The organism is Lacisediminihabitans sp., assembly GCF_036404185.1.
GTDB lineage: Bacteria > Actinomycetota > Actinomycetes > Actinomycetales > Microbacteriaceae > Lacisediminihabitans.
In genome coordinates this window covers 1-1,500 of record NZ_DASWPB010000213.1, presented here as the reverse complement: position 1 = coordinate 1,500, position 1,500 = coordinate 1, and the positions used below count along the sequence as shown (strand labels likewise).

Sequence of the window (1,500 nt, the reverse complement as noted above, 5' to 3'; positions counted from 1 at the left end):
TGTAAGCGTTCAGTCGCCCGGCTCAGGCCAGCGCGGGAGCGGGCCGCCCGCTCGTCGTCGCCTGGGCCACCTCGGCGAGGTAGGCGAAGAGCGAGCGCCCCTGCAGCCGGCAGCTGATCGCCGCCGAGAGCAGTCGCTCGGTGGCGATCGCGCCCTGTGTCGAGTGAGAGCCCTGGGAGAGCTTCCGATAGATGACCGCGTGGCGAAGACCACGCTCGGCGCGGTTGTTGGTCGGCTCGACCCCTTCGTGGTCGACGAAGGTCCAGAGCGCCGGCCAGACCTTGATCAGGTTGCGGGCCAGGCCGCGGTGGTAGCGGGTCTTCACCGACTTGCGCCTCCCCGCCTCGCAGAGCGAGCGCAGCTCCCGTTCCAGTGGCGAGATCTCCCGGCGCATACGAACGCGGTCGCCATCCGCCTGGAAGCCGCGCCATGCCTCGAACACGCTCTCGGCTACCCCCAGGCAGGCCTCGCCGAACTCGCCCTGATGAGGGAGTGGGCTCTCGGCGTGGAAGCGGAAGTCACGCAGCAGGTGCGACCAGCAGACCTGGCGCCGCGCGGGGTCGAGATGGTCATATGCCCACCAGCGGTCCGAGGAGACGATCGCCTCCGTCTCGCCCAACAGCTCCTCGGCCTCCTCGCGGTGGCGGGAGGGGGCGACGCGCAGGACGGCGACCTCGTCGGTGAAGGCGCCCCAGAGAAACCGCCGCTCTCCCGTCTGCCTCCAGCCGGTCTCGTCGGCGCAGATGACCGGCGAGCCGCGGACCGCATCGCGTAGCCGTTCCTGGGGCTCGCGCAGGGCGACGCCCTGACGCCCGATGATCGCGTCGACGGTGCCGACCGCGATCTTCATGCCGAAGAGCTCGCCACACAGGTCGACGACCTGGCGGCGGGAGAGCCGGAAGCCGGCGGCGAGGGTGGCGACGGCCCCCTGAAGGCGCGGCCCGAAGCGCCCGCGCCCGATCTCGGACGGCAGCTCGGCCCGGGTGATCGCGCCGCAGCCGGGGCAGCGGGCCCGGTGCAGGCGGTGCTCGGTGACCCGGACCGCGGTCTCGGGCAGCTCGGCCACCTGGTGGCGGCAGACGGGGCCTCGCGTCGGCAGCCCGGTGAGCGGATGCCCGCATCGATCGCAGCTCCCCGGCAGATGCTCGATCACCTCGTCCACATACTCGATCGGCAGGAGCCCGCGGCCCGACCCGGGATGGCCCGGCTGGGCGCCGGGCTTGCGATCGGAGCGTCTTCCCTTTCGTCGTCCCTTGCCGGCACCGGGATCGGCAGAAGGTGGCAGCGAGGAGTTGCCGGAGTCGCGGCGCAGCTCGCGGACCTCTCCTTCCAGTCGCTCGACGCGGCCTTCGAGTCGCTCGACCTGGTTGGCCAGGGCCAGCAGCACCTTGACGCAGGCATCGCGCCCGGAGTCGTAGATCGCCTCGGCCTCGGAGCGGTCCATGCCGAGGAGTTCGCCGGCCGGCGGTTATGTCCCCCCGCCCGACTGAACGCTTACCC

General features: G+C 71.9%; 1 protein-coding gene. It reads right to left on the bottom strand.

Annotated features, from left to right (window positions below; genetic code table 11):
- Positions 1–22: 22 nt before the first annotated feature.
- Entirely contained in the window at positions 23–1,444 is a 1,422-nt protein-coding gene (gene tnpC / locus VGC18_RS15135) for an IS66 family transposase (RefSeq protein WP_331098895.1), read from the bottom strand.
- Positions 1,445–1,500 lie beyond the last annotated feature (56 nt).